Source organism: Streptomyces sp. RKAG290 (assembly GCF_023701695.1).
Lineage (GTDB): Bacteria > Actinomycetota > Actinomycetes > Streptomycetales > Streptomycetaceae > Streptomyces.
The window spans coordinates 4,010,352-4,036,413 of record NZ_JAJOZC010000001.1; the positions used below are offsets into that span (position 1 = coordinate 4,010,352).

General features: G+C 71.5%; 23 protein-coding genes. 15 read left to right on the forward strand and 8 right to left on the reverse strand.

Going from position 1 to position 26,062, the window contains the following annotated elements:
• Positions 1-74: 74 nt before the first annotated feature.
• Entirely contained in the window at positions 75-1,283 is a 1,209-nt protein-coding gene (locus LNW71_RS17570) for a sensor histidine kinase (protein ID WP_250969100.1), read from the forward strand.
• Between the two features lie 76 nt (positions 1,284-1,359).
• Positions 1,360-2,034 (forward strand): response regulator transcription factor, encoded by a 675-nt coding sequence (locus LNW71_RS17575; RefSeq protein WP_250969101.1) that lies wholly within the window; start codon positions 1,360-1,362, stop codon positions 2,032-2,034.
• A gap of 17 nt (positions 2,035-2,051) precedes the next feature.
• Here the strand turns inward: LNW71_RS17575 and LNW71_RS17580 are convergent, their stop codons facing one another.
• Entirely contained in the window at positions 2,052-3,164 is a 1,113-nt protein-coding gene (locus LNW71_RS17580; protein ID WP_250972045.1) for a DUF5937 family protein, read from the reverse strand.
• 85 nt (positions 3,165-3,249) lie between these two features.
• Positions 3,250-4,464 (reverse strand): beta-eliminating lyase-related protein, encoded by a 1,215-nt coding sequence (locus LNW71_RS17585; protein ID WP_250969102.1) that lies wholly within the window; start codon positions 4,462-4,464, stop codon positions 3,250-3,252.
• A gap of 189 nt (positions 4,465-4,653) precedes the next feature.
• Here LNW71_RS17585 and LNW71_RS17590 point away from each other — a divergent pair, with 189 nt between their 5' ends.
• The 10 genes from LNW71_RS17590 (at position 4,654) to LNW71_RS17635 (ending at position 13,121) form a co-directional block, all read left to right on the forward strand.
• Positions 4,654-5,625, forward strand: coding sequence for a Rossmann-like and DUF2520 domain-containing protein (locus tag LNW71_RS17590; protein ID WP_250969103.1), 972 nt, complete (start codon positions 4,654-4,656; stop codon positions 5,623-5,625).
• Positions 5,622-6,650, forward strand: a complete 1,029-nt coding sequence (panC, locus tag LNW71_RS17595; RefSeq protein ID WP_250969104.1) for a pantoate--beta-alanine ligase — start codon at positions 5,622-5,624, stop codon at positions 6,648-6,650. The genes LNW71_RS17590 and panC overlap by 4 nt, the downstream gene beginning before the upstream one ends.
• Positions 6,647-8,413: an L-aspartate oxidase gene (locus LNW71_RS17600; RefSeq protein WP_250969105.1), complete on the forward strand. Its 1,767-nt coding sequence runs from the start codon at positions 6,647-6,649 to the stop codon at positions 8,411-8,413. The genes panC and LNW71_RS17600 overlap by 4 nt, the downstream gene beginning before the upstream one ends.
• 2 nt (positions 8,414-8,415) lie before the next feature.
• Positions 8,416-9,462, forward strand: coding sequence for a carboxylating nicotinate-nucleotide diphosphorylase (gene nadC, locus LNW71_RS17605; RefSeq protein WP_250969106.1), 1,047 nt, complete (start codon positions 8,416-8,418; stop codon positions 9,460-9,462).
• Entirely contained in the window at positions 9,462-10,259 is a 798-nt protein-coding gene (locus LNW71_RS17610) for a type III pantothenate kinase (protein ID WP_250969107.1), read from the forward strand. The genes nadC and LNW71_RS17610 overlap by 1 nt, the downstream gene beginning before the upstream one ends.
• A gap of 393 nt (positions 10,260-10,652) precedes the next feature.
• Positions 10,653-11,228 (forward strand): hypothetical protein, encoded by a 576-nt coding sequence (locus tag LNW71_RS17615; RefSeq protein WP_250972046.1) that lies wholly within the window; start codon positions 10,653-10,655, stop codon positions 11,226-11,228.
• Between the two features lie 60 nt (positions 11,229-11,288).
• Positions 11,289-11,468, forward strand: a complete 180-nt coding sequence (locus tag LNW71_RS17620) for a hypothetical protein (RefSeq protein WP_250969108.1) — start codon at positions 11,289-11,291, stop codon at positions 11,466-11,468.
• Positions 11,469-11,590: 122 nt separating this feature from the next.
• Positions 11,591-12,073, forward strand: coding sequence for a BlaI/MecI/CopY family transcriptional regulator (locus LNW71_RS17625; protein ID WP_250969109.1), 483 nt, complete (start codon positions 11,591-11,593; stop codon positions 12,071-12,073).
• Positions 12,074-12,082: 9 nt separating this feature from the next.
• Positions 12,083-12,640: an amino-acid N-acetyltransferase gene (locus LNW71_RS17630; protein ID WP_250969110.1), complete on the forward strand. Its 558-nt coding sequence runs from the start codon at positions 12,083-12,085 to the stop codon at positions 12,638-12,640.
• Between the two features lie 145 nt (positions 12,641-12,785).
• The gene (locus LNW71_RS17635) at positions 12,786-13,121 is read left to right on the forward strand and encodes an Lsr2 family protein (protein WP_024494064.1); all 336 of its coding nucleotides are present in this window, start codon (positions 12,786-12,788) and stop codon (positions 13,119-13,121) included.
• Here LNW71_RS17635 and LNW71_RS17640 read toward each other — a convergent pair.
• Entirely contained in the window at positions 13,100-13,720 is a 621-nt protein-coding gene (locus LNW71_RS17640) for an SCO3374 family protein (protein ID WP_250969111.1), read from the reverse strand. The genes LNW71_RS17635 and LNW71_RS17640 overlap by 22 nt on opposite strands.
• Positions 13,721-14,161: 441 nt before the next feature.
• On the opposite strand from LNW71_RS17640, the gene LNW71_RS17645 reads away from it, so the two are divergent.
• Complete coding sequence (locus tag LNW71_RS17645; RefSeq protein ID WP_250969112.1) at positions 14,162-16,690, forward strand: ATP-dependent Clp protease ATP-binding subunit; 2,529 nt, start codon at positions 14,162-14,164, stop codon at positions 16,688-16,690.
• 75 nt (positions 16,691-16,765) lie between these two features.
• Here the strand turns inward: LNW71_RS17645 and LNW71_RS17650 are convergent, their stop codons facing one another.
• Positions 16,766-20,002 (reverse strand): serine protease, encoded by a 3,237-nt coding sequence (locus LNW71_RS17650; protein WP_250969113.1) that lies wholly within the window; start codon positions 20,000-20,002, stop codon positions 16,766-16,768.
• Positions 19,999-20,403: a trypco2 family protein gene (locus LNW71_RS17655; RefSeq protein WP_250969114.1), complete on the reverse strand. Its 405-nt coding sequence runs from the start codon at positions 20,401-20,403 to the stop codon at positions 19,999-20,001. Before LNW71_RS17655 ends, LNW71_RS17650 begins: the two co-directional genes overlap by 4 nt.
• A gap of 459 nt (positions 20,404-20,862) precedes the next feature.
• Here LNW71_RS17655 and LNW71_RS17660 point away from each other — a divergent pair, with 459 nt between their 5' ends.
• Positions 20,863-21,588: a M23 family metallopeptidase gene (locus LNW71_RS17660; protein WP_250969115.1), complete on the forward strand. Its 726-nt coding sequence runs from the start codon at positions 20,863-20,865 to the stop codon at positions 21,586-21,588.
• Between the two features lie 20 nt (positions 21,589-21,608).
• On the opposite strand, the gene LNW71_RS17665 is transcribed toward LNW71_RS17660, so the two are convergent.
• Positions 21,609-22,193: a TetR/AcrR family transcriptional regulator gene (locus tag LNW71_RS17665; RefSeq protein WP_250969116.1), complete on the reverse strand. Its 585-nt coding sequence runs from the start codon at positions 22,191-22,193 to the stop codon at positions 21,609-21,611.
• Between the two features lie 118 nt (positions 22,194-22,311).
• Here LNW71_RS17665 and LNW71_RS17670 point away from each other — a divergent pair, with 118 nt between their 5' ends.
• Entirely contained in the window at positions 22,312-23,874 is a 1,563-nt protein-coding gene (locus LNW71_RS17670; RefSeq protein ID WP_250969117.1) for an MDR family MFS transporter, read from the forward strand.
• Positions 23,875-23,960: 86 nt separating this feature from the next.
• On the opposite strand, the gene cseC is transcribed toward LNW71_RS17670, so the two are convergent.
• Both cseC and cseB read right to left on the reverse strand, forming a co-directional pair.
• A complete protein-coding gene (cseC, locus tag LNW71_RS17675; RefSeq protein ID WP_250969118.1) occupies positions 23,961-25,352 on the reverse strand; it encodes a two-component system sensor histidine kinase CseC in 1,392 nt (463 codons plus the stop codon).
• Positions 25,349-26,056: a two-component system response regulator CseB gene (cseB, locus tag LNW71_RS17680; RefSeq protein WP_250969119.1), complete on the reverse strand. Its 708-nt coding sequence runs from the start codon at positions 26,054-26,056 to the stop codon at positions 25,349-25,351. Before cseB ends, cseC begins: the two co-directional genes overlap by 4 nt.
• Between the last annotated feature and the right edge of the window lie 6 nt (positions 26,057-26,062).

Sequence of the window (26,062 nt, forward strand, 5' to 3'; positions counted from 1 at the left end):
GAGTACGGTCTCCGGACCCGGATCGGTCCTTCGGCTGACCCGCGCACCTGTCGCCTGTCCCTACGCTGGGTTACGTGCAGCGCCTCTACGATTTCATCCGCAGACACCCGACGGGCGTCGACAGCTTCTGGGCTGTCTTCCTCCTCGGGATCTCCGGCATGACCATCGTCGTGGGCGACGCCGGCCAGGACGGCCGCAGCGCGCGCCTCGCCGTCGTGCCGGTCGTCATCGGCCTCAGCCTCGTGGTCGCGCTGCGCCGCCGCGCACCCGAGAAGATGCTGCTGCTGGCCATCGCGATGGGCGTCGTCCAGCTGGTGTTCGGGGTCAGACCGACCCCGGCGAACTTCGCCATGCTGGTGATCACGTTCACCGTGGCCACCGTCGGCGAGCGCTGGGCGTCCCGGCTCGCGCTGGCGTGCAGCCTGTGCGCGGCCGGTCTCTCCCAGATCCGCTGGCCGAACGAGGAGCCGGGCGGCTGGGTGCAGAAGGTGTTCATCGTCATCGTGATGACGGTGCCGTTCGTGCTGGCCTGGGTGCTCGGCGACTCGATGCGGACCCGGCGGGCCTACTTCGACCAGCTGGAGGAGCGCGCGGCCCGCCTGGAGCGGGAGCGCGAGGCGCAGTCGAAGGTCGCGGTGGCCGCCGAGCGCGCCCGTATCGCCCGTGAACTCCACGACGTCGTCGCGCACAACGTGTCGGTGATGGTGGTGCAGGCCGACGGCGCCGCCTACGTCATGGACGCGGCACCCGACCAGGCCCGGCAGGCCCTGGAGACCATCTCCAGCACCGGCAGGCAGGCGCTCGCGGAGATGCGGCGGCTGCTCGGCGTTCTGCGGACCGGGGACGCCCCGGAGAGCGGGGAGTACGGCCCGCAGCCCGACGTGGAGCAGATCGAGGACCTGCTCGACCAGGTCAGGCAGTCCGGTCTGGCCGTCGACTTCAAGATCGAGGGCACCCCGCGCCCGCTGCCCAGCGGCGTCGAGCTGACCGCGTACCGGATCGTGCAGGAGGCGCTGACCAACACCCGCAAGCACGGCGGCCCGGATGCCGGGGCCAGCGTGCGGCTGGTGTACTTCGACGACGGACTTGGCCTGCTGGTGGAGGACGACGGCCGGGGCGCCGCGCACGAACTGTACGAGGACGGCGGCGCCGACGGCGCGGGCCACGGGATGATCGGCATGCGCGAGCGGGTCGGCATGGTCGGCGGCACGCTGGACGCCGGACCGCGGCCCGGCGGCGGATTCCGGATCAGCGCACTGCTGCCGCTCAAGCCGGCCAACTAGGGCCTTCCGTCCGGGTCCTCCCGGCCCCGGGGGCCACCGACGACCGACCGCTGAACGAACAGGAGACAGGAACCCCATGGCGATCCGCGTGATGCTCGTCGACGACCAGGTGCTGCTGCGCACCGGCTTCCGGATGGTGCTGGCCGCGCAGCCCGACATGGAGGTCGTCGCCGAGGCCGGCGACGGCGCGGAGGCCATCGAGAACCTCCGGTCCACCGCGGTCGACGTGGTGCTGATGGACGTGCGGATGCCGAGGCTGGACGGCGTCGAGGCCACCCGCCGCATCTGCGCGGCGCCCGATGCGCCCAAGGTCCTCATCCTGACGACGTTCGACCTCGACGAGTACGCCTTCTCCGGGCTGAAGGCCGGGGCCAGCGGCTTCATGCTCAAGGACGTGCCGCCGGGCGAACTGCTCGCCGCGATCCGTTCCGTGCACAGCGGGGACGCGGTCGTCGCCCCGTCCACCACCCGCCGGCTGCTCGACCGGTTCTCGCCGATGCTGCCGAGCGGCAAGGCCGAACCGCGTCACAAGGACGTCGCCAAGCTCACCGAACGCGAACGCGAGGTGATGCTGCTGGTCGCGCAGGGCCTGTCGAACGGCGAGATCGCCTCCCGGCTGGTGCTCTCCGAGGCGACCGTGAAGACACACGTCGGCCGCATCCTGACCAAGCTCGGCCTGCGCGACCGGGTGCAGGTCGTCGTCCTCGCCTACGAGACCGGGCTGGTGCGCGCCGGCGGCGGAGCCGGCTGAGCGGCCGGCCGCGGCGCTCAGCGCAGGATGCCTTCGAGGAAATCACTGCCCAGCCGGGCCACCAGCGTCAGGTCCAGCTGGTGCAGTACGTACCGGCCGCGGCGCCGGGTCGTGACCAGTCCGGCCTTCTTGAGGACCGTCAGATGGCGGGAGACCTCGGGGGCCGAGATGCCGTGCGTATCGGCGAGTTCCCCGGTCGTGTACGGGGAGCGGGCGATGTTGCGGCACAGCCGCATCCGCATCGGGTGGGCCAGCGCCTCCATCCGCAGCTGCAGCAGTTCGACGGGGGCGGGGGCGGGCAGCTCGGGCCGGTGCACGGGGTAGTGGATCACCGGGCGCCAGCCCGGCGCGTGCAGCACCATCAGATGCGGCCGGCCGAAGCTGGTCGGGACGAGCGTGAGCCCGGCGCCCACCGCCGGGTCGGTGGCGGCGGTCGAGCCCTCGGTCAGCTTGTCGATGCTGATCCGGCCGCCCGTCGCGTCGAGTGACACGGCGGTGGACACCGCGCCCATCGCCTCGCCGACCCCCTTGCGCCGCAGCAGATCCGTCTTGTGCCGGGCGTCGGCCACCAGCTGCACCCGCACCCGCCGCCAGGTGTCCGCGAAGAACGCCTGGTCGCAGTCCTCGAACAGGCGCCGGATCCAGCGGCGTACGGAGGCGGGGTCGGCCAGCAGCTGCTGGGTGAACTCCGACTGCCGCGGGCCGCGCGCCGCCGCCATGTCCAGCGCCCGGGCACGCATCCCGGGATCGCTGAGGGGTGAGGGCGCGCCGGTCCCGTACAGGGCGGCGCAGGTGAACTCCAGGGCTGCGGAGACGAACCGTTCGTCGTCCAGCCGGTCGAGGATGTCCAGGTCGTCGGCGAGGTCGGCGCCTGCCCTGCCGTTGCCGCCGCGGACCCCGGCGAACGGCATGAAGACGTCCGAGAAGCTGTTGCGCCACAGGAACTCCGCCTCGTGCAGCCGGTCGGCGAGGTCCGGCTCCAGTGCCGTGGTGGTGGCCGTCGCCCAGCCGTGCAGCCCCGGGTGATGCCCCGGCTCGGAGAGCGCGTGCAGGGCGAGCCCCAGCTCGGCGAGGGGGGAGGTCTCGAAGACGATGTGCGCGGGGTCGAGCCCCGCGATGTCGATGGTCACGCTCACCCCTCCATGGTGCGGGGTGGGCGCGGTGGTCCCGACCCCGATTGACGGCCGTCGTCAATCGGGGTCCGTGCGGTGCGTCTCAGGCCCGCCCGGCCACCCGCTCCAGGAACCCGCCCAGCGCGTCGCGCACATCGGCCGCCGTCCACTCCAGCCCCGCCTCGGCCACCGTGACCTCCGTGAAGGAGACCCCCGGCGGCCCGCCGGCCGCCGGATGCCACTTGCGGAAGAGCGCCACGCCCGTCTCCTCCGCAAGGCGCAGCGAGGCCTCGGACAGGACGTCCGGCGGGTAGGGCAGCCACACCTGGAACTGGTGCGTGTGCGGCGGCTCCGGATGCACCCGGAACCACCCGGCGCCGGCCTGTGCCAGCCCCTCGGACAGCGCCGCGGCCACCACCTTGGCCTGCGCCACGTACGACTCCAGCTTCGGCAGCTCCCGGTCCAGGCCGATGAGGGCCGAGAGCGCCGCCGGGAACTGCTGGAAGAGCTGGCCGCCGTACCGGTGGCGCCAGGTGCGGGCCTCCTCGACCAGCGAGGCGGAACCGGCCAGCGCGGCCCCGGAGATCCCGCCGAGGGTCTTGTAGAACGACACGTACACACTGTCCGCGAGCGCCGCGATCTCCGGCAGTCCCCGGCCGAAGCGGGACGTGCACTCCCACAGCCGCGCCCCGTCGAAGTGGACCACCGCGTCCCGTTCACGGGCGGCCGCGACGACCGCCTCCAGCTCCTGCCAGGTGGGCAGGACGAAGCCCGCGTCCCGCAGCGGCAGCTCCAGCATCAGGGTGCCGAACGGCTCCGCGAAGTCGTGGATCTCCTCCGCCGTGGGCAGCCGCGGCTCCGACGTCGGGTGGACGGTACGCAGCCCGCTGACCGCCCCCAGCGCGCCGCGCTCGTGCACCTCCGGATGGGCGAGCGGATGCAGCGCCACCACGGGACTGCCGGTGCGTCCCGCCCAGCACCGCAGGGCGACCTGCTGCGCCATCGTCCCGGTCGGGAAGAACGCGGCGGCCTCCATGCCCAGCTCGTCGGCGACGCGCTGCTCCAGCTCGGCGACGACGCCGTCCCCGTAGATGTCCGCGGTACGCCCAAGGTCGGTGACCGCGCCGGCGCCGGCGGCCAGCGAGGCCAACTGGTCGCCCAGCGACAGGTCCACCGGCGACCGGGACAGGATCCGCTCGGCCTGCCGCCACGCGGTGACCCGGCGCAGCCGCTGGGCGTCGTCCCCGCCCTGGTGTCCGGCGGAGCCCCGCGCCCCGTCCGCCGCCTCGTCCCGCACCTGCTCGTTCGTGTCTGCCATGGGACGATCATCACGCAGACCGGGGCCCGCGCCCAGCCGTTATCGAGGCCGGGTGCGCCGGGCCGGCGGGCGCGGGCCCGGGGTTTCCCACAGCCTGTGGACAGCCAGGAGCCCGGACGAAACGCTGGCGTAGCATGCAGAGAAGTCGTCCGGTACCCCCCGCGGACTGGAACGGAAGGCCACTGCCGCGTGAATGCAACTGCCCCCAAGGAGCCCCTCGACGCGAGGGACCGCCCCGCCCGCCTCACCGTCGGCGTCGTCGGCGCGGGTCGCGTCGGCCCCGCCCTGGCAGCCGCCCTGCAGCTCGCAGGGCACCGCCCGGTGGCCGTCTCGGGCGTCTCCGACGCCTCGGTGCGCCGCGCCGCCACCCTGCTCCCCGACGTACCCCTGGTCCCGCCCGCCGAGGTCCTGGCGCGCGCCGAGCTCGTGCTGCTGACCGTCCCCGACGACGCCCTGCCGGGCCTCGTCGAGGGGCTGGCCGAGACCGGTGCGGTCCGGCCGGGACAGCTGATCGTCCACACCTCGGGGCGGTACGGGACGAAGGTGCTGGATCCCGCGCTGCGGGCCGGCGCCCTGCCGCTCGCCCTGCACCCGGCGATGACGTTCACCGGTACCTCCGTGGACGTCCAGCGGCTGGCCGGCTGCTCCTTCGGCGTCACCGCCCCGGAGCAGCTGAGGCTCGCCGCCGAGGCGCTGGTCATCGAGATGGGCGGCGAACCCGAGTGGATCGCCGAGGAGTCCCGCCCGCTCTACCACGCGGCCCTCGCCCTCGGCGCCAACCACCTGGTCACGCTGGTCGCGCAGTCGATGGAGCTGCTGCGCACCGCGGGGGTCGCCGCCCCCGACCGGATGCTCGGCCCGCTGCTCGGCGCCGCCCTGGACAACGCCCTGCGCTCCGGTGACGCGGCCCTGACCGGCCCGGTCGCCCGCGGCGACGCCGGCACGGTCGCCGCACACATCGGCGAACTGCGCGCCCACGCCCCGCAGACGGTCGCCGGATACGTGGCGATGGCCCGTGCCACCGCCGACCGCGCGCTCGCCCTCGGCATGCTCAAGCCCGAGCTCGCCGAGGACCTGCTCGGCGTCCTGGCCGACGGCGGCAGGGCCGCTCCGGGGGACGGCGGCACTGCCGGCAGCACCGGACCGGAGGAGTCCCGATGACCGACCGCGCCGCCACCCTCCTGCGCACGGCCGCCGAACTCGCCGCGTACGCCCCGGAGCAGGCCCCGTCCGCCCCCCGGCCCGAGCGCGCCGTCGTGATGACGATGGGCGCCCTGCACGAGGGCCACGCCTCCCTGATCCGCACCGCACGCGCGGTCGTGGGCCCGGGCGGGCAGGTCGTCGTCACCGTCTTCGTCAACCCGCTCCAGTTCGGGGAGGCCGCGGACCTCGACCGCTACCCCCGCACCCTGGACGCCGATCTCGCCCTCGCCGGCGCGGCCGGCGGCGACGTGGTCTTCGCCCCGTCCGCCGATGAGGTCTACCCCGGCGGGGAACCGCAGGTCCGGATCTCCGCGGGCCCGATGGGCGAGCGCCTCGAAGGCGCCTCGCGCCCCGGGCACTTCGACGGCATGCTCACCGTCGTCGCCAAGCTGCTGCACCTCACCGGTCCGGACCTCGCGCTCTACGGGCAGAAGGACGCCCAGCAGCTCGCGCTGATCCGCCGCATGGTGCGCGATCTGAACTTCCCCGTGGAGATCGTGGGGGTGGAGACGGCCCGGGAGCCCGACGGCCTCGCGCTCTCCAGCCGCAACCGCTTCCTCGACCCGCACGAGCGCCACACGGCCCTCGCCCTGTCCCGGGCCCTGTTCGCGGCCCGCGACCGGCTCGCCGCCCAGCAGGCGCTGCACGCCCGCGCGCTGGCCGGCGGGGCGAGCGAGGACCGGGCCGCCGGGCTCACCCGGCTCGGCGAGGCCCGGCTGGCGGCCGACGCCCAGGCGGTCGCCCGTGCCAGGCCGGACGGCGGACCGGCCGCCGTGCGGGCCGCGGCCCGCACGATCCTGGAGGACGCGGCGGCCCAACAGCCGCCGCTCGCCCTCGACTACGTGGCGCTCGTGGACCCGGCGGACTTCACCGAGATCCCCGACGACCGCACCGCGGGCGACGCGGTGCTCGCCGTCGCCGCCCGGGTGGGCGCCACCCGCCTCATCGACAACATCCCGCTTACCTTCGGAGCCACCACGTGACCGGAATACGGCTGACCGCCCCCGCCCCCGGCTGGTCCATCGACGCCGACGTCGTCGTGGTCGGCTCCGGGGTGGCCGGACTGACCACCGCGCTGCGCTGCGCCGCCGCGGGCCTCGCCACCGTCGTCGTCACCAAGGCGCGTCTCGACGACGGCTCGACCCGCTGGGCGCAGGGCGGCATCGCGGCCGCCCTCGGCGAGGGCGACACCCCCGAGCAGCATCTTGAGGACACCCTGGTCGCGGGCGCGGGCCTGTGCGACGAGTCGGCGGTCCGGACCCTGGTCACCGAGGGCCCCGACGCGGTGCGCCGGCTGATCGAGACGGGCGCCCACTTCGACACCACGGACGACGGCGACATCGCGCTGACCCGCGAGGGCGGTCACCACCGCCGCCGCATCGCTCACGCGGGCGGCGACGCGACCGGCGCGGAGATCTCCCGTGCCCTGGTCGAAGCGGTCCGCTCGGCCGCACTGCAGACCGTCGAGAACGCCCTGGTCCTGGACCTGCTGACCGACGCCGACGGCCGTACCGCGGGCGTCACCCTGCACGTCATGGGCGAGGGCCAGCACGACGGCGTCGGCGCGGTCCACGCCCCCGCGGTCGTCCTCGCCACCGGCGGCATGGGCCAGGTCTTCTCCGCCACCACCAACCCGCCGGTCTCCACCGGCGACGGAGTGGCGCTCGCACTGCGGGCCGGCGCGGAGGTCTCGGACCTCGAATTCGTCCAGTTCCACCCCACGGTCCTCTTCCTCGGCTCCGGCTCCGAGGGCCAGCAGCCCCTGGTGTCGGAAGCGGTACGGGGTGAGGGCGCCCATCTCGTCGACGCGTCCGGTACGCGCTTCATGGTCGGGCAGCACGAGATGGCCGAGCTCGCCCCGCGCGACATCGTCGCCAAGGCCATCACCCGCCAGATGCAGCTGCACGGCACCGACCACATGTACCTCGACGCCCGGCACTTCGGCGCCGAGATGTGGGAGCAGCGCTTCCCCACCATCCTGGCGGCCTGCCGCGCCCACGGCATCGACCCGGTCAACGAGCCGGTCCCGGTGGCCCCGGCCGCGCACTACGCTTCCGGCGGCATCCGCACCGACCTGCGGGGACGTACGACCGTGCCCGGGCTGTACGCCTGCGGCGAGGCCGCCTGCACCGGTGTGCACGGCGCGAACCGGCTGGCCTCCAACTCGCTCCTCGAAGGCCTGGTGTTCGCCGAGCGCATCGCGGCCGACATCGTCGCGGACCGGCCCGGCGCGGGCGGCACCGCGGCCGGCCGGCCCCACGAGGAGGTGGTGGCCGCCGGCGCCCACCCCTTCCCCTCCCCGTTGCTGGCCCCCGAGAGCCGGGGGACGATCCAGCGCATCATGACCCGGGGCGCCGGCGTCCTGCGCTCCGCGGGCAGCCTGGCCGCCGCCGCCGAGGAGCTGGAGGACCTGCACCGCAGCGCGGCCCTCAAGGCCGGGGCGGCCGAGCCGAAGGTCGCGGTGCCCGGCGTCGACGCCTGGGAGGTGACCAATCTGCTCCTGGTCTCCCGGGTCCTGGTCGCCGCCGCCCGCCGGCGTGAGGAGACCCGCGGCTGCCACTGGCGCGAGGACCGCCCCGAGCGCGACGACGAGAACTGGCGCCGCCACCTCGTCGTGCGGCTCACCACCGACCGGCAGTTGGTCCTCCGTCGGACGGATACCGAGGCATTCGGCCCCGTAGGCCCGGCCGGGGCAGCAGACTGCGCAGCAGCAAGCACCACCCACCCCACTCCCGAGGAGCCGTAACCGTGAGCACGCCCGAAGAGAATCCGCGCCCCACACCCGTGGATGTACCGCTGATCCAGATCGGCGCGCCCGCACCTGCCGCGGGCGGCTGCGGGGACGCCTGCGGCTGCGGCGGGGACAACGGGTACGACGACCTGGACCCCCTGGAGTGCGGCCTGGACCCCGCGCTCGCCCAGCTCCTCGCGGACGCCGGTCTCGACCCGGTCCAGGTCGAGGACGTCGCGCACGTCGCCATCGAGGAGGACCTCGACGGCGGGGTGGACGTCACGACCGTGGCCACCGTCCCCGAGGACGCCATGGCCACCGGCGACTTCACCGCCCGTGAGGCGGGTGTCGTGGCCGGCCTGCGCGTGGCCGAGGCCGTGCTGTCCATCGTCTGCACGGACGAGTTCGAGGTCGAGCGGCACGTCGAGGACGGCGACCGCGTCGCCGCCGGCCAGAAGCTGCTGACCGTGACCACCCGCACCCGGGACCTGCTCACCGGCGAGCGCAGCGCGCTCAACCTGCTCTGCCGGCTCTCCGGTATCGCCACCGCCACCCGCGCCTGGGCCGACGTGCTCGAAGGCACGAAGACCCAGGTCCGCGACACCCGCAAGACCACTCCCGGCCTGCGCGCCCTGGAGAAGTACGCGGTGCGCTGCGGCGGCGGCGTCAACCACCGCATGTCGCTGTCCGACGCCGCGCTCGTCAAGGACAACCACGTCATCGCGGCGGGCGGGGTGGCCGAGGCGTTCAAGCGGGTCAGGGCAGAGTTCCCCGAGCTGGCGATCGAGGTCGAGGTCGACACGCTGCGCCAGGTCGAGGAGGTCCTGGAGGCGGGTGCCGACCTGATCCTGCTGGACAACTTCACCCCGTCGCAGACGGCCGAGGCCGTCGCCCTGGTGGGCGGCCGCGCGGTGCTGGAGTCCTCGGGCCGGCTCGCGCTCGGCTCGGCCCGCGCCTACGCCGAGGCCGGCGTGGACTACCTGGCCGTCGGCGCGCTCACCCACTCCTCGCCGATCCTCGACATCGGCCTGGACTTCCGCGACACCTACGGGGCCGACGCCTGATGCTGCTCACCATCGACGTCGGCAACACCCACACCGTTCTCGGTCTGTTCGACGGTGAGGAGATCGTCGAGCACTGGCGCATCTCCACCGACGCCCGCCGCACCGCGGACGAGCTCGCGGTGCTGCTCCAGGGCCTGATGGGCATGCACCCGCTGCTGGGCATGGAGCTGGGCGACGGCATCGAGGGCATCGCGATCTGCTCCACCGTCCCGGCCGTCCTGCATGAGCTGCGCGAGGTGACCCGCCGGTACTACGGCGACGTGCCGGCCGTCCTCGTCGAGCCGGGCATCAAGACGGGCGTGCCGATCCTGATGGACAACCCGAAGGAGGTCGGCGCGGACCGCATCATCAACGCGGTCGCCGCCGTCGACCTCTACGGCGGTCCGGCGATCGTCGTCGACTTCGGCACGGCCACCACCTTCGACGCGGTCTCCGCCCGCGGCGAGTACACGGGCGGTGTCATCGCGCCCGGCATCGAGATCTCGGTCGAGGCGCTGGGCGTCAAGGGCGCGCAGCTGCGCAAGATCGAGCTGGCCCGGCCGCGCAGCGTGATCGGCAAGAACACCGTCGAGGCCATGCAGTCCGGCATCATCTACGGCTTCGCGGGCCAGGTCGACGGTGTCGTCGGGCGGATGAAGAAGGAACTCGCGGCCGACCCCGAAGACGTCACCGTCATCGCGACGGGCGGCCTTGCTCCGATGGTGCTGGGCGAGTCCTCCGTCATCGACGAGCACGAGCCCTGGCTCACGCTCATCGGCCTGCGCCTGGTGTACGAGCGCAACGTGTCGCGGCTCTAGGGAGTGTTTCAGAAGTAGCGTCGGCCGCCCGGAGGGCGGGTCTTGTGTGGTCCGGTGCGTGCGAGCGCAAGGCGCCGGGGTGCCCTCGTAGCGGAGCTACTAGGGCATTTCGACAACGCAGCGAGCGTGCGTGCCGGACCACGCAAGACAGACGGGACTTCTAAAACACGACCTAGGGTCTTCGGACCAGGCCGGAGCCCGCGAGCCCGGCCTGATCCGAACGAGAGGCTTCAGGTCTTTCGCCGGTCCGCCCGGCCACAAGGCCCTGACCGGCGGTTCGGCGGCGCGGCGGCGCACCGTAGCCGCCGCGCCGCCAACGGCCAGTTAAGCGGATTTTGTCCATTTAGCACGTATTGTCGCGTCATGCCCACGCCTTACGGATCACGCGGCGGTATGGCGTTCAGCGCGGACGAGCTGCGAGTGCTCCGACGCGCCCTCGCCCTCGCCCTCCACCCCGCGCCCCTGCCCGACGAGGACGTCCAGGACTGCCTGCGGCTCGCGGGCTCCGTCGACGAGACGGTCGGCGAGGCGGGACGGCTGCGCGCCTTCCTCCTCGCCGACCTAGTCCGCTACCGAAACGCCCTGCCCGGCTCCCTCACCGGCTATCTGGAGCTCCTCCAGGACGCCCTGGCCGCCGGGTACGACCCCCGTCCCGAGGATCTGGCCGCGCTGCGCGCCCTGCGCGGCGGTCCGGTCGCCGCGGCGCTCCTGGAGCGCTGTCAGGTGATCGCGGAGCGTTCGGTCCGGGCGCGCCTGGCCGGGCGCTCCGTGTCCGCGACCACTCCCGCACCGCGGAGCCGGCTGCTCGCGCTGCCCGGCGGCCGGGCGGCGGAGCCGGAGAAGCCGAAGGCCCCGGCGGCCCCGGCCCGGCCGGCGGCGCCGTCGGACCGCCCGGCACCGAAACCCTCGGAGGTCTTCCCGCCCCGCCGCCGCCCGGCGCCGCCGCCGCAGGAGCGCGCCGCGGGGTGACGCGGCGCGAGGCGGAGGGGCCTCGCGGAAGTCCGTACCGGGCTCGCTACTCTGGACGGCATGGACTACGTATCCGCGCTCGTGCCCCCCGTGGTGATGGCCGCTTTCTTCATCGGTCTTGTCGTGACGATCGTCAAGAGCCAGGGCGGCCCCAACAAGGCGAAAGAGGACGCGGCCGTGGATGCGGCGATCAGTCGCGCGGAGGCGGCCCACCAGGCCCCCCGCACCGACGCGGTCTGACTCCGCGGAACCGCGCATTGCGCGCGGCACCGCACGAAGGGCGCACGGCTCCTTGAGGGCCGTGCGCCCTTTTGTCGTCCGGATAACCAGCCATTCCAGACATTTGGCACTAGGGTGACGCTGTGCCCCGCCAATTGGGAGAGCTGGAAGACGCCGTGATGACCCGGGTCTGGGAATGGAACCGTCCGGTCACCGTCCGGGAAGTCCTTGAGGACCTTCAGCAGGAACGGTCCATCGCCTACACCACCGTCATGACGGTAATGGACAATCTCCATCAGAAGGGCTGGGTACGCCGGGAAGTGGACGGCCGCGCATATAGATATACGGCGGTCTCCACCCGCGCCGCGTACTCGGCCGCACTGATGAACGAAGCCTGGTCGCGGAGTGACAACCCGGCCGCCGCGCTGGTCGCGTTCTTCGGGATGATGTCGGCCGAGCAGCGCGAGGCCCTCCGGGACGCCATGCGGATCGTTCTGCCGACTCTTCCCGATGATGGCGTACCGCCGAGCGGTGAAGCGGCCGGAGAAGCCGTGGAAGTGAGCGGTGAACCCGTCGATGAAGCCGCAGAAGCGGCCGATGGGGCGGAGCCCGAGGGCGGGCGATAGCGTCGGGGTATGTCCTCAGAGTCTTCGCAAACCGATTTCCAGACCGACCCGTCGGTTATAAACGTGGCCATCACCGTCCGGCGTGCGAGGACGAGCGATGTGGTGGCGGTCCGGCGGCTCCTCGACGGCTACGTGCGTGAAGGCATCCTGCTCGACAAAGCGACGGTCACACTTTACGAGGACATCCAGGAGTTCTGGATCGCCGAACGCGACGAGGACGCCCGGGTCATCGGCTGCGGCGCACTGCACGTGATGTGGGAAGACCTCGCCGAAGTGCGTACTCTCGCGGTCGATCACAGCATCAAGGGCGCCGGAGTCGGACATCAAGTGCTGGGCAAGTTGTTGCAGACCGCCCGCTGGCTGGGCGTGCGACGGGTTTTCTGTCTCACCTTCGAAGTCGACTTCTTCGCGAAGCACGGCTTCGTGGAGATCGGAGAGACGCCGGTCGACGGAGATGTCTACAGCGAGCTGCTGCGTTCCTATGACGAGGGAGTCGCGGAGTTCCTCGGTCTCGAACGAGTGAAGCCGAACACCTTGGGCAACAGCCGGATGCTTCTGCACCTGTGACCGTCGGAAGAAGCGCGAGCCCCTATGTCCGAATCGCGCACGTTTCCCGTCTTCTTGTGCTCCTGAACCTCTCCCGGGGGTTTGTGTTTTCCGGGGAAAAGCGGTTTCCTTTCCGCGTACTCCATTTTCGATGAAAGGAAATCCGGTGGCACAGAAGGTTCAGGTCCTTCTTGTTGACGACCTCGACGGCGGCGAGGCGGACGAGACCGTCACGTTCGCTCTGGATGGCAAGACGTACGAGATCGACCTCACCACGAGCAACGCGGACAAGCTCCGTACGCTGCTTGAGCCCTACGCCAAGGGCGGCCGTCGTACCGGTGGCCGTGCGGCATCCGGACGCGGCAAGGGCCGTGCAGTTCCCGGTGGCAACAAGGACACCGCCGAGATCCGTAAGTGGGCGCGCGAGAACGGCCACAACGTGAATGACCGCGGCCGTGTTCCCGCGGACATCCGTGAGGCTTACGAGAAGGCCAACGGCTGAGCAGCCGACTCATCGGAGTGGAGCCTCGTCCGGGCACGCGTCAGCCGGGCCCGGTGGCATTCCGTCGCCATGGCGTCCACGAGCCGGACGAGATCGGGAGCATCCCCACCCCTGCTCCCGAAGCCGGAGAGGGCCGGGAGCACCGGTTCGTCCTCCTGCCCGCGCACCGGCCGGGGGGGCCGCAGCCACACGGCGGCCCCCGGCGGGCCCGACCGGCCCGGCGGCGGTGGCGCGGTGATCCGGCCACCCGCCCCGAGAGCCGTCAGTGAGAGGGCGACCCCGCCCCACTCCAGCCAGTCCAGCAGCCCGGGCAGCTCATCCGCGCTTCCCGGTGCGACCAGCAGGCTCATCCGGCGGCCCATGAGCGCCACGGGCCCCGTGCGGCCCACCCGCCGCAGCGCCGCGTGTCCGGCGGCGGCGGGGACGACGAGCGCGTCGAACCGCAGCCCGGTCAGCAGCCGCACCGGGGCGCCGCCGGCGGTGGCCCAGCCGAGCTCCTGCTCGTACCACTGGGCGCAGCCGCCCCGTGGTTCACTCCCGGTGCAGCCGTCCCGTTCGGCGGGGACCGCGGTGCGAGGAGGCGGGACAATGAGAGCCATGTCGGAAGAACTCCGGATCCGGCCCCAGGGTTACGCAGAGTCCTTGATCGAACGCGTAGTGTGTCCGGGTTGGGGGCGTACGGGAGTATTCGGAAGCACGAAGATGTTCGCCCGTAGCGGAGGGAACCCGCGTACGCCGCATGGACTGTCTGTAATTGCGGGTAAGACATCCCTAGTGGGGAGGGGCGACACGCAGCCACCGGGCGTCTCACGTTCGCCATCGGCGTACTGGAGATAGGGGTATCTGCCTGGCCTGCGGGAACATCGTCTCGCACCATCGGGTTGGAGCAGTTGTCGGCGTTCGGGGCAGGAGATCCCCCGGGAAGCAGGGCCGGGTGTCGGCAGTTGAAATGAGCGGTCCCCGCTTGCGGGACTAAGCTGCGGAAGGACAGGGAGGGGACCGACCCCTTACTGCCTGACCGCTCTGAGGAGCGATTAACGATGTTCGAGAGGTTCACCGACCGCGCGCGGCGGGTTGTCGTCCTGGCTCAGGAAGAAGCCCGGATGCTCAACCACAACTACATCGGCACCGAGCACATCCTCCTGGGCCTGATCCACGAGGGTGAGGGTGTCGCCGCTAAGGCCCTGGAGAGCCTCGGGATTTCGCTCGAGGCGGTCCGCCAGCAGGTGGAGGAGATCATCGGTCAGGGCCAGCAGGCCCCGTCCGGCCACATCCCCTTCACTCCCCGAGCCAAGAAGGTCCTGGAGCTGTCGCTCCGCGAGGCCCTTCAGCTCGGCCACAACTACATCGGCACCGAGCACATCCTGCTCGGCCTGATCCGCGAGGGCGAGGGCGTCGCAGCCCAGGTCCTCGTGAAGCTGGGCGCCGACCTGAACCGGGTGCGCCAGCAGGTCATCCAGCTGCTCTCCGGATACTCGGGCGGCAAGGAGGCGGCCACAGCGGGCGGCCCCGCGGAGGGCACGCCCTCCACCTCCCTGGTGCTGGACCAGTTCGGCCGGAATCTCACCCAGGCCGCTCGTGAATCCAAGCTCGACCCGGTCATCGGGCGCGAGAAGGAGATCGAGCGGGTCATGCAGGTGCTGTCCCGCCGTACGAAGAACAACCCGGTCCTCATCGGCGAGCCCGGAGTCGGCAAGACGGCGGTCGTCGAGGGCCTGGCACAGGCCATCGTCAAGGGCGAGGTGCCCGAGACTCTCAAGGACAAGCACCTCTACACCCTCGACCTCGGTGCGCTGGTCGCCGGCTCCCGCTACCGCGGTGACTTCGAGGAGCGCCTGAAGAAGGTGCTCAAGGAGATCCGCACCCGCGGCGACATCATCCTGTTCATCGACGAGCTCCACACCCTGGTGGGTGCGGGTGCCGCCGAGGGCGCGATCGACGCGGCGAGCATCCTCAAGCCCATGCTGGCGCGAGGCGAGCTGCAGACCATCGGTGCCACCACGCTCGACGAGTACCGCAAGCACCTGGAGAAGGACGCCGCTCTCGAGCGACGCTTCCAGCCGATCCAGGTGGCGGAGCCGTCGCTGCCGCACACCATCGAGATCCTCAAGGGTCTGCGCGACCGCTACGAGGCCCACCACCGCGTGTCCATCACGGACGAGGCGCTGGTGCAGGCCGCGACGCTGGCGGACCGCTACATCTCGGACCGCTTCCTGCCGGACAAGGCGATCGACCTGATCGACGAGGCCGGTTCCCGGATGCGCATCCGCCGGATGACCGCGCCGCCGGACCTCCGCGAGTTCGACGAGAAGATCGCGGGCGTGCGCCGTGACAAGGAGTCGGCCATCGACTCCCAGGACTTCGAGAAGGCAGCGTCTCTCCGCGACAAGGAGAAGCAGCTGCTGGCGGCGAAGGCCAAGCGCGAGAAGGAGTGGAAGGCCGGCGACATGGACGTCGTGGCCGAGGTCGACGGCGAGCTCATCGCCGAGGTCCTCGCCACCGCCACCGGCATTCCGGTCTTCAAGCTGACGGAGGAGGAGTCCTCCCGTCTGCTGCGCATGGAGGACGAGCTCCACAAGCGCGTCATCGGCCAGAAGGACGCCATCAAGGCCCTCTCGCAGGCGATCCGCCGTACGCGAGCCGGCCTGAAGGACCCGAAGCGTCCCGGTGGCTCGTTCATCTTCGCCGGTCCGTCCGGTGTCGGTAAGACCGAGCTCTCCAAGACGCTCGCCGAATTCCTCTTCGGCGACGAGGACGCGCTGATCTCCCTCGACATGTCGGAGTTCAGCGAGAAGCACACGGTTTCCCGCCTCTTCGGTTCTCCCCCCGGGTACGTGGGATACGAAGAGGGCGGACAGCTCACCGAGAAGGTGCGCCGCAAGCCGTTCTCCGTCGTCCTCTTCGACGAGGTCGAGAAGGCCCACCCCGATATCTTCAATTCCCTGCTCCAGATCCTGGAGGACGGTCGCCTGACCGACTCCCAGGGCCGGGTCGTGGACTTCAAGAACACGGTCATCATCATGACGACCAACCTCGGGACCCGGGACATCTCCAAGGGCTTCAACCTGGGCTTCGCCGCCCAGGGCGACGTCAAGACGAACTACGAGCGGATGAAGGTCAAGGTCAACGAAGAGCTCAAGCAGCACTTCCGGCCCGAGTTCCTCAACCGTGTCGATGACACGGTCGTCTTCCACCAGCTGACCGAGGAAGACATCATCCAGATCGTCGACCTCATGCTCGCCAAGGTGGACGAGCGGCTGAAGGACCGCGACATGGGCATCGAGCTCAGCGGGGAAGCGAAGTCGCTCCTGGCGAAGAAGGGCTACGACCCCGTGATGGGCGCCCGGCCGCTGCGCCGGACGATCCAGCGCGAGATCGAGGACATCCTCTCCGAGAAGATCCTCTTCGGTGAGCTGCGCCCCGGTCACATCGTGGTCGTCGGCACCGAGGGCGAGGGTGAGGAGAAGAAGTTCACCTTCCGCGGCGAGGAGAAGTCGGCTCTGCCCGACGTCCCCCCGATCGAGCAGGCGGCAGGCGGCGCCGGCCCGAACATGACGAAGGAAGCGTGACCGGCGCCTAGCGCCCGAGCGTGATCGAGGGGCTGCCCCCGGACCGGTTCGTACGGTCCGGGGGCAGCCCCTTCGTCATGCGCTCAACGGCGTACGCCGGAGGCCCTTGCCGCCGGTCACCGCGGAGAACCCGGTGACGTCGACCACGAGGCCCGGCAGCACTTCCAGCGGGGTCAGATCGACGGCCGCGCCGCTGGGGTGCGGGGAGAGCCGGAGCGTCTTGAGTCCGGGAAAGACCCTGGGGAGCGGACCCAGGCCACCCAGCTCCCCGAACGGGGTGAGGGTGAGCGTGGTGACCGAAGGGACCACGGCCGCACCCTGGAACTCGGCGGCTCCCGCGCGCACCGTCAGGCTGGTCACCTGCGGGGACTCCCGGAGTGCGAGGCACATGGGAGGAACCGCCGTGGCTGATCTCAGTTCGAGATGCTGCAGCCGGTCCCAGCCGCGCAGCGCGTCGATCGTCATCGGGTGTTCGCCGCTGAGCGTCAGCGCGGAGACCTGCGGGTGCGCGGGCACCTCGCCCAGCCGGTGCGCCCTGAGGCCGATGAGGTCCAGAAACGACAGCCTGCCGCTCCCCGCCGTCGCCCGCAGCGCCGAGGGCGGCAGGTGGCTCATGTCCAGCTGGAGCCCACTGAGTTCCGGGAGCGCGCCGAGCGGGCCGAGGTCCTCGACCTCCGGGCAGTCCAGCAGCGACAGATCGGTGAGCGTAGCGGCGCAGTCGGCCAGGAAAGCCAGATCCGTCAGGGCGCTGTCCTCCCGGACGAAGAGCGAGACCCACGGTCTGCCCCGCAGCCCGGCCCGGAGCTCGGCCGAGGACAGCTTTCCGGTGATGCGCAGGTCCGTGACGGACGGCAGATGGCGCAGGGCGGCCAGCTGGTCCGCCGAGTCGACGCTCAGCCGCCGGTGCTTCAGCTCCATCACGGCCAGGACCTGCTCGGCGTAGGGGTCCGCCGGATACCTGTCCCAGCTGTCCCGGAACGACATGCCGAGCTGGGGGTGGGCCAGTACCCACCGACGGGCGTGCGGGACGGCCTCCGCGCCGCCGACCTCGTGGATCAGCTCCGCGATGCCATGGATCTGATCATCGGTGAGGCCGGGGTCCGCCGGGTCGGGCAGTTGCCGCAGCACGGCCGGACCGAGCTGGGCGAGCAGCCGGGCCACCCGTGCGGAGCCGGGCGGGAACAGCGCCGCCACGGCCTCGGAGGCCCGGGCGCGGGTGGTGTCGTCGAGCCAGGTGGCGTGCTGCGCACACAGCGCCGCCAGCACGTGGAGCTCGGTACGGGTGACGAAGCTGTCCGGGCCGGACTCGGTGTCCAGCAGACCGTTGATCAGCAGGGGGTGCTCGCGCCGGCCGCAGTGACCGGCGGCGAGCAGGATGACGTCCTGCCACTGCGGTGCGTCCGCCCGGCCGATCAGTTCGTGGAGATGACCGCCCTCCACGAACTCCTTCGCGGCGAGGAAGTCCTGGAAGGTCCGGTGGGCGAACTGGTAGATGCCGTCGGCCCGCTCCTGGAGCACGCCGCTGCGGTTCAGCAGGTGCGTCAGGATCTCCGCCGCCGAGCCCTGGCGCCGCACCTGCTCCATGCCCCGCAGGGCCTGCTCCAGCTGGTGCAGCGCCTGGTCGTTGCCCAACTCCGACTGGCCGCCGCGCACCAGCCAGATCGCGATGCGCTGGAGCAGCTGGGCCTGCTCGTCCACGTTCATCGTGATGCCCTCGGGTGCCTCGATCCTGCGCCGTCTGTCGCGGTTGCCGAGCAGCATGGAGAGCGCCGAGTCGTAGAGGCTCCAGCGGGTCTCCGGCAGCAGGCCCTGGCGCCGCCGGTGCAGGGCGCAGATGACGGCGCAGAGCAGCGGGGTGCGGGCCAGGTTGCTCAGCGTGGAGTTCCGGGAGAACTGCCGGATCAGGTCCCGCTCCAGCTCGGTCAGCGTCGCGTCGTCGGGGTCGTCCAGCCGCGCCGCCCGGTGCCAGGCGGCGACGAAGGCGGCGATGTCCTCGTCCCGCATCGGCAGCAGCCGCAGCTCCTCGAAGTCCTCGGACTCCAGCCAGCCGGGTCCCACGGCGTGCGGGCGCACGGTCGCCACGCAGCGGGTCGCCGGATAGCGGTGCAGCAGCCGGGACAGCCACTCGTACGCCGCCTCGCGGTCGTCCGGCGTGACCTCGTCCAGGCCGTCCACCAGCAGCAGCCCGCGGCCGGACTCCAGGACCCGCCCGGCCCAGCCCTCCGGCGGGTCGTCCACGGCCGTGCCGGCGGCGGCGGCCAGCTGCCCGACCGACGGGAAGGCGCCGCCCCGCGCCCGCAGGGTGCGCAGCGGGACGACGAACGGCACCAGGCCGTTGAGCGCGGCCAGCCTCGGCCCGAGGGTGCCCGCCGAGGCGTGGGCCGCCAGCCACCAGACCAGGGTGGTCTTCCCCGCGCCCGCGTCCCCTCGCAGCAGTACCCGGGGACGGTCGGCGAGCAGCGCGTCGATGCGCCGGGGCTCGGGGCGCCGCTCCCCGCGCTTGTGGGGGTCGCCGGGCGGCTGCGCCTCCAGGCTGAGGTAGGCGGTGTCCAGGTCCCATTCGGAGTCGTGCCGGCCGAGCTCGTCGAGCCCGAAGATCTTCGTGCGGCGGTAGGCGGCGCCGAGCGCGGCCGCGTGCTCCTCCTCGTGGCGCAGGTCGTTCGGGAAGTGGCCGTGGACCCGTTCGTGGCGGAGCTCGGTGCCCGAGTCGCGGTAGACCAGCCGTAAGGACGCCGAGGTGACGAGCGGGCCGAGCGGCACGCATTCCACGCGCCGGCCCTCGCGCCGCGGCGGGATCTGCCGGGCGATGCCGATCAGGACGTTGCCCGCGAAGACCGGGCCGCCGGACAGCCCCCGCAGCGCGGGCAGCGCCTGGCCGGCCCCGGCGGGCGGACCGTCGAGCTCGCACACGAGCAGATCGCGCACCCGGCCCGCCAGGGGCAGCGCGGTGGCGGTGTACTGGTCGGCCTCCAGGTGCTCGTCGGGGCCGTAACGCTGTACGTCGGGGAAGCCGGTGATCTCGCACCCGGGGAGCGCCCGACTGCCGTGCAGGACCCCGAGCCGCACCGGTTCGACCGGCAGCAGCGGGGCCGCCGTCTCGATGACAGCGGCGTCGAGGACGTGGTCGATCCAGACGACGGCCGCCTCCGTGTACCCGGCGAGGTCCGGGTGCGCGACGGAGCAGTTCCGGCCGGGCCCGACGACATGCGCACAGGTCAGCACCAGCCGACCGGTGAGCAGGACACCGCTGCCCTGGCCGGAGCCGGCGCCCAGGACCACGACGGTGCGGTCCGCGGGCTGCACCGGGGTCACGGCCTGGGCCGCCCCTGGCCGAACCGTGCGGTGCTGCCCTCGTCCTCGTGGCCGATCTGCCAGGCCTCGCCGGTCGTGACGTCGCGCGGTTTCAGGGTGAAGGCGACCTTGTGGGTGTGCCCGGTGCTGCGGGCCGCGTCGGCGCCCGCCTCCACCACCCAGGCCTTCACCCGGGCGGCGCCCTTGACCTCCTTGCGGAGTTCGAGGGTGAACTCCATCTGGATGTCGCCGACCTCGAAGGCCAGCGGACGGCCGGTGGCGCGGGCCGCGGCGTCGATGAGCTGGTTGCGGATCGACTCGACGGCATCGGCGAGCTCGATCCCGTCCGTGGCGGCGCTGCCCGCGCCGCGGGAGCTGTCCGCGGCTGTGGTGCCGCCCGTACCTGCGGTGTCGGTCGCCATCGTCCATCCCCCCGGGAGCTGCTCAGTTGGCTGTGCCAGCGTAGCCAGGTCGCGGGCCGAAGGTCCCGAAACGGACGGTCTTCGGTCCCACCGGCGGTGACAAGGCGCACAGCCCTTTTGGGGCCTACTAGGCGTCTTAGGAGCACGCGCCATGATCGCGGGAGGGACCTTCGGCCCCGCGTGCGGCAGGACCTTGGGGCATGTGGGGTGAAGTGCCCGGATAGCGGCGTCATGTCCGGTTGGGCCCGTTTGGAACAGGGGTTAAACGTGTTCGGACGAAGAGATTCCGAGGCGTCCGGAGGGCGGGTTCCGGGACCAGCGGCGGTGAATTCCCAGGGCTCCCACTACGGCTTTTCTTCGTAGATGGGGGGTTTGAGCACCGGCGGGGGTGCGGGTTACCAAGGAATGGCCAGCCCGGTCCGAGTACCGGGTCCAGTCATCTCCGGAGGATTTCCGCATATGTCGAAGCGCGTTTCGTTCCACTCCCACCGCCCGTCCGCTTCCCGTGTTCGCAGCGCCGTGGTGGCCGCCGGTCTGGGGACGTCGATGGTTCTCGGTGTGGGCGCTGCGTTCGCGGCCGGCACGGCGGGGACCACCGGCGCCACGAGCCTGGCGAGCACCGCCACCGCCGACTCGGTCGCCCAGCAGGCGGCCGCGCAGGGCAAGGCGGCCAAGCACGCCGAGCACGTCGCGGAGAAGAAGGCCGAGGCGAAGAAGAAGAAGGCCCAGGCCAAGAAGAAGGCCGCGAAGAAGGCCGCCGCGAAGCTTCCCTGGGAGACCCCCGTCTCCCACTACCAGCTGACCGCGAGCTTCGGCAACGACGGCAGCCGCTGGGCGCACAAGCACTCCGGCCAGGACTTCGCCGTGCCGATCGGCACCAAGGTCGAGGCCGCGCACAAGGGCACCATCGTGAAGGCCGGCCCGAACGGCGGCGGCGACGGTCCCGCGTACGGCAACGCCATCGTGATCAAGCACAGCAACGGCACGTACTCGCAGTACGCGCACCTCTCCAAGATCGACGTGCACATCGGTGAGCACGTGAAGAAGGGCGAGAAGATCGCCCTCTCCGGCAACACCGGCAACACCAGCGGTCCGCACCTGCACTTCGAGATCCGGACCACCCCGAACTACGGTTCCGCGGTCAACCCGGTCAACTACCTCCACAAGGAGGGCATCAAGGTCTGACCGGACCGCGACGCCACCCGCTACTGGGCGGCACCCGGGTCATGTGCCCGGGTGACCAGTTCGACGGCGACCTCCAGGACGGCCTTGCGCTTGTCCTCGGGGTCGCCGTCGATGTCTTTGAGCGCGAACATCCCGGCGTGCATGGTGAAGATCGCGCTGAGGCAGCGCACCTGGTCGGCCAGTGGCGCGTCGGGGTCCTTGATCAGGTCGATCAGCGCCAGGACCCGGTCCTTGACCGTCGCGCCGATGCTCAGGTCGCGGACGGCCGCCTGGTTCTCCTGCATGAAGCGGAAGAGCGGGGCGGCCTCGATCAGCGCGTCGTTGTAGCGGGCGAGGATCTCCTTCTTCGTCTCCAGGGTGCGCGGCTGCTCCTTGCCCCAGACGATCAGTTCCTCGACGGGACGGTTGAGATCCTCGAAGATGCTGACGAGGATGTCTTCCTTGGTCTTGAAGTGGTAGTAGAGCGCGGCCTTGGTGACGTCCAGCTTCTCGGAGATCTCGCGCAGCGAGGTCTTCTCGTAGCCCTGCTCGGCGAAGAGCTCCAGCGCGACGTCCTGGATGCGCTGGCGGGTGTTACCCCGGCGCGGCTGCGGCGTGCTGCCCATGGTGCTCTCCTACTTACTTGACGCCCGGCTAGTTGCAGGGTACTTTCCCCCAGTGTAGTCAACTAGCCGGGCGGCAAGTAAGTGCTCGGTGTGCAGGGGATCAGGGGAGTTGGGGAACATGTCGGACCTGAAGACGGCGACGGACGGGAAGGCGGTCGGCGCCAAGCCGAAACGCGAGCCGCAGCAGCGCAGCGTCCGGGTGGTGATGCTCGCCCTGATGATCGCCATGCTGCTGGCCATGCTCGACAACCTGATCATCGGCACCGCGATGCCGACCATCGTCGGCAGCCTCGGCGGCCTGGAGCACATGTCCTGGGTCGTCACCGCCTACACCCTCGCCACCGCGGCCTCCACCCCCATCTGGGGCAAGCTCGGCGACATGTACGGCCGCAAGGGCATGTTCCTCACCGCCATCGTGATCTTCCTGGTCGGCTCGGTCCTCAGCGGAATGGCCCAGGACATGGGTCAGCTGATCGGCTTCCGGGCGATCCAGGGCCTCGGCGCCGGTGGCCTGATGGTCGGCGTCATGGCGATCATCGGTGACCTGGTGCCGCCCCGTGAGCGCGGCAAGTACCAGGGCCTGATGGCCGGTGTGATGGCCATCGCCATGATCGGCGGACCGCTGGTCGGCGGCACCATCACCGACCACCTCGGCTGGCGCTGGAGCTTCTACATCAACCTGCCGCTGGGCGCCGTCGCGCTGACCATGGTCACCGCCGTGCTCCACCTGCCCAAGCGGGAGCGCACCAAGGCGAAGGTCGACTACCTCGGCGCCGGGCTGCTGACGGTCGGCATCACCGCGATCGTGCTGGTCACCACCTGGGGCGGCTCGGAGTACGACTGGAACTCCGCCGTCATCATGGAGCTCATCGCGATCGGCGTCGCCGCACTGGCCGGCTTCCTCTTCGTCGAGACGAAGGCCGCCGAACCGATCATCCCGCTGCACATCTTCCGCAACCGCAACTTCACGCTGATGTCCGTCGTCGGCTTCATGGCGGGCTTCGTGATGTTCGGCGCGGTGCTCTTCCTGCCGCTGTTCCAGCAGTCGGTCCAGCACGCGTCCGCCACCAACTCCGGACTGCTGCTCCTGCCGATGCTGCTGTCGATGATGGTCGTCTCGCTGGTCGCCGGGCGGGTCACCACCAGCACCGGCAAGTACAAGATCTTCCCCATCATCGGCTCGATCCTGATGGTGGCCGGCCTCTTCCTGCTCTCGCAGATGGACACCGACACCACGCGCTTCACCTCCGGCCTCTACATGGCGGTGCTCGGCGCGGGCATGGGCTTCCTGATGCAGGTCACCATGCTCGTCGCGCAGAACAGCGTCGAGATGAAGGACATGGGCGTCGCCTCGTCGGCCACCACCCTGTTCCGGACGCTCGGCAGCTCCTTCGGCGTCGCCATCATGGGCGCGCTCTTCACCGGCCGGGTGAACGACGAGATGGGCGCACGCGGCGGCGGCGCGGCCACCTCGCACTCCGCCCAGCTGGACGCGGCAAGCCTGGCGAAGCTGCCGGCCCCGGTGCGCGAGGCGTACGAGTTCGCGGTGTCGTCCGGCACCCACATCGCGTTCCTGGTGGGAGCCTCGGTCGGACTGGTCGCCCTGGTGGCGGCGCTGTTCGTCAAGGAGGTCCCGCTGCGCGGAGCCGGTCCTGAGCCCACCGACGCCGTGGCGGTCTGATCCGGCCGTCCGCTGAAGTGACGAGGAGGCCCCGGGGTGCACCACCCCGGGGCCTCCTCGTCGTCGTGCCCGGCCGGCGGACCCGCTCAGCTCTCCGACTGCCCGCGGCCGGACTCGGGGGCGCTGCCCGCCGCTCTCCTGCCGCCGGCTTCCGGGCTGCGCTGTTCGGCCAGCTGGAGCATCGGGTAGCTGCCGGTGTCGGTCGGCGCGTGCTCGGGCAGCCACAGCACGGCGACCGCACCGCCGGTGCCCTTCGCCGCACCCTCGGGCGCCGCGTTGCGGAAGGTCAGCCGGGCCCCGAGCACCCGGGCCTGACCGGCCGCGATCGTCAGCCCCAGCCCGTGCCCGTGCCCGGCCCGGTCGGTGCTCCCGGTACGGAACCTGCTCGGGCCCTCACGCAGCAGGGCCGCCGGGAAGCCGGGACCGTGGTCGCGGATCCGCACCACCCGTCCCTCGACCGTGACCTCCACCGGGGTGGAGCCGTGCTTGGCGGCGTTGCCCAGCAGATTGCCCAGGATGCGCTCCAGCCGGCGCGGATCGGTGCTGACCCACGACTCGTGGACCACCTGCACCCGCACCTGCGGGTCCAGAGTCGCGATCCGGCGGCTCACGAAGTCGCCCAGCGCGACCTCCTGAAGCTCGGCCCGTTCCGAGGCACTGTCCAGCCGGGCCACCTCCAGCACGTCCTCGACCAGCGTGCGCATCGCCTGCGCCCGGTCCCGTACGAGCTCGGTCGGACGGCCGGGCGGCAGCAGCTCGGCCGCCGTCAGCAGGCCCGTGACCGGGGTACGCAGTTCGTGCGCGATGTCCGCGGTGACCCGGCGCTCGGCCTCGATGCGCTCGTTCAGCGCGTCCGTGAGGGCGTCCACCGCACCGGCCAGCTCATCGGTCTCGTCCTGGACGACCCCGCCGACGGCGTCCCTGACCCGTACCTCCGTGTTCCCCTGCGCGACCTTCCCGGCCGCGGCCGCCGCCTTGCGCAGCCGGCGCGACAGCTGGCCGCCGATCAGCACACCCAGCGCGGAGCCGCCGAAGACCACCGAGACCGAGCCGATGATCAGGGCCCGGTCGAGATCGCCCATGATCGTGGTGGAACGGTCGGCGAAGCGGGTGTGCAGCGAGAGCACGTCGCCGTTGGCGAGCGGCACGGCGGCCCAGACGTCCGGCACCCCGCCCCCGTCCTCCACATGCGTGGCACGACGGTTCTTCCGGGTCTCCCGGCGCAGGCTGTCGGGCATCGTCGGATCGTTGAGCTTCGCGCCGAAGCGGGGGTCGGCCTTCTTCGTCTTCGTCGCCCCGTAGAGCAGCTGGGCGTAGGTGAGCCGCTCCAGCTGCACCTCGCGGGCGTTCTCCAGCATCGAGACCCTGGCCGCGTTGTGCACGACCAGGCTCAGCGCCACCGCGACCAGGGCGCCGACCGCCGCGATCGCGATGCTGATCTTCCAGCGGACACTCGTCCGCAGGGACGGGCGCCTCATGCCCTGAGCTTGTAGCCGAAGCCGCGGACCGTCTCGATCCGGTCCTGGCCGATCTTCGTCCGCAGCCGCTGCACATGGACGTCCACGACCCGGGTGTCACCGCCCCAGCCGTAGTCCCAGACCCGTTCCAGCAGCTTGTCGCGGGAGAGCACCGTGCCGGGCGTGGACGAGAACTCCAGCAGCAGCCGCATCTCGGTCGGCGTCAGACCCACCTGCTCGCCGCCCTTGCGCACTTCCATGCCCTCGGTGTCGATCTCCAGGTCGCCGAAGACCAGCACGCCGCCGTCCGGCTGCGCCTCCGGGTCGGCGCCCATGCCCGGACGGCCCCCCGAGGCATGGCCGAAGCGGCGCAGCACGGCGCGGATCCTGGCGACCAGCACCGCGCCGTCGAAGGGCTTGGTGACGTAGTCGTCGGCCCCGGCCTCCAGGCCGAGCACCACGTCGATCGAATCGGCCCGGGCCGACAGCATGATCACGGGGACCGTCGACTCGTCCCGGATGCGACGGCACAGGCTCACCCCGTCAAGGCCCGGCACCATGACGTCGAGCAGGGCGATGTCGGGCCGGTCGGCACGGAACGCGTCCAGGCCCTGCAGACCGTCGGGCATCGCGGTGACCACGAAGCCGTCGCGCTCCAGCGCCAGCTGGGTGGCCTCGCGGATGACGTCGTCGTCCTCGACGAACAGGACATGGGTCTCGGCCATCGGACA

Excerpts from the sequence above, each read along its gene's own strand:
- LNW71_RS17575 (WP_250969101.1), top strand. The coding sequence starts at position 1,360 with ATGGCGATCCGCGTGATGCTCGTCGACGACCAGGTGCTGCTGCGCACC.
- LNW71_RS17585 (WP_250969102.1), bottom strand. The coding sequence starts at position 4,464 with ATGGCAGACACGAACGAGCAGGTGCGGGACGAGGCGGCGGACGGGGCG.
- panC (WP_250969104.1), top strand. The coding sequence starts at position 5,622 with ATGACCGACCGCGCCGCCACCCTCCTGCGCACGGCCGCCGAACTCGCC.
- LNW71_RS17610 (WP_250969107.1), top strand. The coding sequence starts at position 9,462 with ATGCTGCTCACCATCGACGTCGGCAACACCCACACCGTTCTCGGTCTG.
- LNW71_RS17615 (WP_250972046.1), top strand. The coding sequence starts at position 10,653 with ATGGCGTTCAGCGCGGACGAGCTGCGAGTGCTCCGACGCGCCCTCGCC.
- LNW71_RS17620 (WP_250969108.1), top strand. The coding sequence starts at position 11,289 with ATGGACTACGTATCCGCGCTCGTGCCCCCCGTGGTGATGGCCGCTTTC.
- LNW71_RS17630 (WP_250969110.1), top strand. The coding sequence starts at position 12,083 with ATGTCCTCAGAGTCTTCGCAAACCGATTTCCAGACCGACCCGTCGGTT.
- LNW71_RS17640 (WP_250969111.1), bottom strand. The coding sequence starts at position 13,720 with ATGGCTCTCATTGTCCCGCCTCCTCGCACCGCGGTCCCCGCCGAACGG.
- LNW71_RS17645 (WP_250969112.1), top strand. The coding sequence starts at position 14,162 with ATGTTCGAGAGGTTCACCGACCGCGCGCGGCGGGTTGTCGTCCTGGCT.
- LNW71_RS17655 (WP_250969114.1), bottom strand. The coding sequence starts at position 20,403 with ATGGCGACCGACACCGCAGGTACGGGCGGCACCACAGCCGCGGACAGC.
- LNW71_RS17660 (WP_250969115.1), top strand. The coding sequence starts at position 20,863 with ATGTCGAAGCGCGTTTCGTTCCACTCCCACCGCCCGTCCGCTTCCCGT.
- LNW71_RS17665 (WP_250969116.1), bottom strand. The coding sequence starts at position 22,193 with ATGGGCAGCACGCCGCAGCCGCGCCGGGGTAACACCCGCCAGCGCATC.
- LNW71_RS17670 (WP_250969117.1), top strand. The coding sequence starts at position 22,312 with ATGTCGGACCTGAAGACGGCGACGGACGGGAAGGCGGTCGGCGCCAAG.
- cseC (WP_250969118.1), bottom strand. The coding sequence starts at position 25,352 with ATGAGGCGCCCGTCCCTGCGGACGAGTGTCCGCTGGAAGATCAGCATC.
- cseB (WP_250969119.1), bottom strand. The coding sequence starts at position 26,056 with ATGGCCGAGACCCATGTCCTGTTCGTCGAGGACGACGACGTCATCCGC.